Raw genomic sequence first — 6,505 nt, forward strand, 5'->3', positions numbered from 1 at the left:
CTGATTGCCACATTCTGGTGGACGGACTGACTGACCTGAAATACCAAAACAATATGCAAAGCAGTTGCTGATTATTCTGGTATCAGAAACTGTTGCAGATTGTTCAATCTGCGAAAATGGGCCGTGGGTGGGCTAAATTAAAATGATGATTGACAACAAAGCTGGGGGATTCGAGTTGACAGTTAGAACCCAAGGGCTTGCAGCCGCACACCGAGGATATATATACCAAGACATAGCGACGGCCTATTTCTTTGCTATAGGGTTGGTGGATCGCTTTGTCACAATGACCGTTGACCGTAAGGTCTACCCCGGTGACCGGTTTGACGATCTGACGGTTCGAAAAACCGTAGGTGTTGTGCGGCGTCAATTCAAATCTAGTGAAAACGATGCAAGGTGTTTAGAAATTAAGGATTTCACTACCGACCGTACAAGTCTAAGAATTGATTACCTTGTCCGTAGTTATAAGAAAACTAGTACGTCAGCAGTAGAAGAATATCGCCTTTGCGCTACATGGGCGAGACCTACGAACCCTAATCTCTTAATGTTTCTTGAGGAGGTTTCTGGCCAAGTATCTTTCACAGACCACCCGTCAAGGCTTTACCGTCTACGACCTGATTTAATCTGGCCTGAGGGTGGTTCGCCTATTTGGAAGCCACTCCAGGAGGCAGGGGACATTTCGCGGCAGGATTTCGTTGACTTTGCTGCGCATTTTATTATCGAATTAGAATGCCCGCAGGCATCCAGCGACCTTACTAATCCGGGGCCACTCGAAAGGCTGCTTTTCCGTGTTCTATCAGAGAGCATTGGTGTGGGGCGCTACCCGAATCAGCATCGAAACGAAATAGATGTTGCGGCCAGGTTGGTACAGTTAGCTACCAAAGCGCGGTCGGAGGGCCAGACATTGGGGCCAACACACATAGAGGCCGAACTTCGTTTGCGCACGGATTATGGGCGGGTAGCCCAAAAGTTTGCGCTCGATAGGGCAGAGTTTGTTAATCGTGACTCACTGCAGAACATTCTACTTGACCAAATCAAGTCTCAGAAAGTGGTTATCCTTACCGGTGGCCCAGGTTCTGGAAAGTCTTGGATACTTACTCACCTTGCTGAAGAGTTGCGAAACCGTGGGCACTTGGTGGCGCGTCATTATTGTTACCTAGAACCAGGTGACCCGGATGTCCAGCGGCGTATTACGACAAATGTTCTCTTTGCTAATCTGATTGCTGAGTTAGTAGATAGTCTTCCAGCACTTAAGGAGAGACATCGGCCGATTTATGCAGCAGGTCCTCGTGAACTGGAAACCTTATTACAACATGCCGTTGAGTTAGACACTACAAAAAAGGTTGTCTTAATCATTGATGGTATTGATCACATTTCCCGCGTATTAAGTGACTCCCGCTCGGTTGCGGCGGAAGACACTGATATCGTTGAGGAACTTGCTGCACTTAATCTATCTGAAGGTGTATGTCTTGTAATCGGTTCGCAACCTGGTGAACAACTTAATCCTTTGCTAGGTTCTGCTACGCCCATTACCATGCCAGATTGGGAACGCCAAGAAATCGCTGTTCTGGCTGACCGTCTTGGAGTCACTGAGATTTTGCGGAAGGAAGGGTTTGCAGACATTGAAGAGGAGTTCGTCGTCGAACTCCATCAGCGTGCCGAGGGCAATCCCCTATATACAACGTTTTTATGCCGCCAAATCCTGGCCCAATTTAGGGGGCGTAGTGCATTCAATCCGATGGAATCTCTTCGGGAGATACCGCTTGCTGGCGGTAACATTTCTTTATATTATGAATATCTTCTTCGCACGGTCCACCCTGACTGTCGCATAATTGCTGAATTTCTTGGACTCATTGATTTCGGGGTTACGGAGCAAGAGTTGCAAGAAATTTTCCCCATGATTAAGCACCATATTCCGATTGCACTAGCTCATTTGTCTCCTATTCTAAAGAGGGTAACTGCCCAGGGGGGAGTAAGGATTTATCATGAGAGCTTCCGCCGCTTTATTATGGAGAGTGTCCGGTCTCGCGGGGGCTCAGTGGCGGCCATTCTCTCACCAGTAATCGATTGGCTTATTCAACGTGGATTTTATGCTGACTCAAAGGCGTATCGCTTCCTACTCCCATGTTTGCGCCGGGCGGGACGGAAACAAGAGATCCTCGAAATGGTCGGCCCCAATTTCGTGTCTGATAGTGTTGCAGCCGGACATCCACGTAGTGCAATTGAAGCCAACTTGGGAATTGCCATCGACGTCGCCGCAGAAGAGCGAGATTGGCCAGCCTTGGCCCGTTGTGCCGAATTGCTTCGTTCAGTTCATACGTGCTTTGAGGAAAAGCTCTTGGACGTTGAGTTATACGGGCGAACCTTCGCAGCTGTGTTCGGGGCCGCAGCGCGTAGTGAACGGTTGCTTTTTGATGGGCAACCAACTATACCAAGGGATCAAGGACTTATCCTTTGCTCACTCTGTGACGACGCCGGTGAACGGCCTCCATGGGAGGAATATCTTAATCTTCCGAGGAGCAATAGTGAGGACTCTAATAGTGAGAAGACTGCCGTAGCCGAATTTCACGGATGGCTTCGTGTCAAAGGTTTAGAAGAAATGAGTGAACGTGTGTCAACCTGGCTTGAACGTGCCTCAGACCCTCCTCTGGAATATCTTCGCGGAATACTGCGTAAGCTTGTACAATTTGGTGGTCCTCCTACCCTCATTAAATTATTAGATAGATCACGCATGGCAACCGAGATTGCAAGTGTGGTCAAGTTGGAACTTGCACGGGCATACTTTGAAAATGGGGATCTTAAGGCAGCAAGCGAAGTCGCTACCCAAGCTGTACAGGGTACCACCTCTGTTGAATTGGCCTATGAATGTTTAACCCTAGGCGCGGCACTGACCGAGGTAGCCAAAAAGTGCCCTGATCTTGACACACTACATATTGGTCTTGACGGGGAACGCCATTACCTGGATACAGAACCGGTGCGTAAATGGGTGGCGGGTATCGGAATTACAGCCTTTACAAATCCCCGCCTTCTTTCAACGTGGCTAAGCCGCGTCGAAGGAAAAGGATGGTATCGGGCCTGGCTTCGGTTTGTCATATTACTTTCGCAAGCAGAAGTGAAAGCCCAGCAAAATGTCCCTGCTGCTGAAGAAGATATATTAGCTGCCCTAAGAGAGTTGGCTAGCGATACCTATCCATTTAGAGGTGTACCTCGGGCCTGTGATCTTTTTCCAATTCATACGGTTATACATGACACTGTATCCCGCGCTCTTCGATTGTTGCATGGGCCGCAGCAATGGGAGAAAGCGCTGGACTTACTTGACAAAATAGCAGATGGCACAACCACGTATCTTCAAGGCATGCCAGGTGGCCCCCTTATTCCAGAAGCATTAATCGAGATACTATTGCCATATGGCTCCCGGAAGGAACTCAATGAGCGGATTGTGCAGGCAATTGAACGTCAGGTGAAACGGGCTGAAAAAGTTGGTGAGTTCTATGAAATTCATGCTACACACGAGATGTATTTATCACTTGCATTAGCAAAAGGTGGGCATATAGATCTTGCCCGCGCTCGGTGGCAGAATGCAGCTGTGTACCTTACTGCATACGGTTTTAGAAAGGATATTACTATATATGAGCTCCTAGAGAGTCTACCGGTATTGGGTTCTACTGACTCTGAACGAACAATTAGCGCCTTGGCTAAAGTTCAGCCACTGGTGGATGCAGTGGTAGATCATACTGATGGCAAGGAAACCCGCCATGCCCCAAACCATTGGTTTCGTGCCTTGATCAAAGTCGATTTAGTTGGAGGGCTTGCTTTGCTGGCACGCTCGCTTGTGTTGCGAGGTGGGAGAATTGACTGGCGGCTGGAAAGTGCAATCGAAGATGCCATCGATGCTAGCAGAGAAATTGGGAATCCTCTTATTCTTAACTTCCTGGAGTCAACCTTACTATTTACAGGTGCTGTAGAAGAGGTAGAAAAGCGGCTAACAGTGATCGAACGCCTTCTAAGTGTGGATCCTATAGCAGGCGAACAAGCCCTTCGTAGGCTTGCTGCACAGGTTCAGGGTGATTCAAAAAATTTCAATTCCGCTGCTTACGAAAAGGTGGAAGGATTTGCACAAAGCCATGGCTTTTCCCTACCTGCGGGTAGGCACGAAGTAGGTCCGACAGAGACGGAAGGTGGCGAGACACCGACACCTACACTGCATAAACAAGATGATATCCCCGTGTTTCATGATGAGCCATTATTTCCGTGCGAGGCAACCCCTCTAGACATTATGAAGGAATTGCGTCACACTCGCCGGCAGTCCCTGGATAAAGGGACTAACCAGTCTAAGTTCGTCAATGCCCTGGGCTACCGACTTGTTGAATTGCTAGATCAGGGTAAAGAAAGCGAAGTTATCCGCCTGATACGGTACTGGGCGCGCGAACACTTCTTTGGAAGTGCAGCAACACCATTGGCCGAATTAGCAGAGGGACTTCAACGACATGGATACACTCGTGCTGCGTGTATTGCCTATACACTGGCTTACGCGCGCTCGCGAGGAGGTGGAGGCTGGTTAGTGTTGGGTGGTCAGGCATACGAGCCTTGGCTTATGCATGCACTGACATTATCAAAAAATGAAGCCATAGAAACTTTGGCGATTGAGATTGCTTATCTTCTCCACAAATCAACATATGTTATCGGTATTACGAGGCATCTTACCGAACTGTGTGTAGCGTGGGGCCAAGTCGATGTTGCCTTTGCGGTATGGAATGCTGCATTCGAAGTTATTAACCATCGTTTGCCTCGGGGCGAAATCCCAGTCGGTCCTTTTGTACCGTATACGCCACAGGATACCCCACTATGGTCGTTTGATGAGGGGCTTCTATCAGTTCTATTGGCTAGAGTCAGTCACCCGGAACTCGGGAGGAAGTTAACAGCCATCTCCGGCCTTGCAGCCATAATTGGGTCTATCCCGAAGGATGTTATTGCCCCATTGCAGCAGACTCTTCGTTTAGATACCCCATTCACCTCCATCCTGGTGATACTTCAGACGCTCCTGGAAGCAGAAACAAATCCTTATGATATTACTACTGCCCTGCGTGCTGAACTTTTAGAACTTAGTAGATCTGAAAGTTTTGGTCTCCGTATCCTGGCTCAGGTTCTTCTCAAACGGGCCGGCATTAAACCACTAGCCGGAAACCCATCCAACCTACGTTCGGTAGTAATGCAATTGGAAAACAACAAAGAAAAAGCCATTCTCTCGCTTGATTGGGGCAACCGCATAAAAACAATTGCAAACATCTGGCCGCAGTTTCCATCGTATATAGCGGTACGTTTCAACCAGCTTTGGGAAGGATCAAAAGTTCATGAGGAGCGGGCGCGGTCTCGCTATAAAGCTGCGAAGGATCACGTGAGGCGTAACTTACCTCCAGTACCTTTACTTTTTTGGGAGAAAGAATTATTTGAATGTGTCTTCCATGATGTTTTGAATGAAGTCGATGCTCACCTTTGGCGTCGAGGCTTATGGACTCCCACTGCTAACGATGAAATTGCGGAGAGGATCTTGCCACATTTAAAGCTTCACGTTGCAGCCTGGCATAGCCGAGTAGTTCGCCCGCCCCTTCCTCTGCCCAGTGAGCAGTGTACTGAAATACTACCAGTTTCCGTTATCGATGGTGAGGATGAGTATAACGGCTGGTATCGCTGCGGCTACTACGAGGAGGAACTGATTTTAGACAATAAAGTGCTGGGTGATGTAGTCGAGAAGGTGACTGTGGTTGCTGGTATTGTGTTTCTGGAGAGCTTCGGTTTTAAGAAGCCCTTTCCCTTAGGGAATGGTAATGCAGAATTTTGGTGGGAACAGGGTAATGATATTCCTTTTTTGCACCCAGATGGGTTTGTTGGACCTCTGGTTGGTTTGGATTGGATAAGTGATTTTTTAGGTGTGCGTCCCATCTTGATGTTACCACCTACGCTCACGGCACGATGGGGGTTACAGCCAGGCCTGTGGCCCGGTCTGCTAAAATTAGTTGACAGGCAAGGCCAGGCTGCAGTTGTTTTCCGTTGCTGGAAAGTACGCCCTGTAGGTGACGATCTTGCTAAGGAGATCCCGATGTTGCAAGGATGTGAACTCCTTGTGCGACCCGACCTGTTTAATCAGCTATTAAAGGGATCCATGCGGATTCCGGTTGAAGTAAAAGAAATAATTCATAGTGCCCCAGGTGATTACTAGAAATAGAGTGCTGTATTGATTATCTGAGTTACGTTGTCAAGGGGTTGACATAACGAGAATAATTACTGCTTGTAAGCGGTATAATAAAACGGATGAATTTCGGTCAATAAAAACGGATGATTTTTACCATCTCCTCTCAGCCAGCAGGTATAATTACTGGTTGACAGGGGGTGGAATAAAAATTGACGAGGTGGAAAATGTACGCCGAGATTCATCAATTAAAAGACATGGGGCTAAAAAAAGCCCAGGTGGCCAGAAGGCTGGATATCGATGTAAAAACGGTCATCAAAT

1 protein-coding gene is annotated in these 6,505 nt (G+C 48.0%); it reads left to right on the plus strand.

What is annotated here, in order from left to right; all coding sequences use genetic code 11:
• Window positions 1–901 precede the first annotated feature (901 nt).
• The gene (locus tag GFC01_RS17360) at window positions 902–6,214 is read left to right on the plus strand and encodes an ATP-binding protein (RefSeq protein WP_194175025.1); all 5,313 of its coding nucleotides are present in this window, start codon (window positions 902–904) and stop codon (window positions 6,212–6,214) included.
• The last annotated feature ends 291 nt before the right edge of the window (window positions 6,215–6,505 follow it).

Origin of the sequence: Desulfofundulus thermobenzoicus, assembly GCF_009428905.1 — a bacterium.
Classification (GTDB): domain Bacteria; phylum Bacillota; class Desulfotomaculia; order Desulfotomaculales; family Desulfovirgulaceae; genus Desulfofundulus_A; species Desulfofundulus_A thermobenzoicus.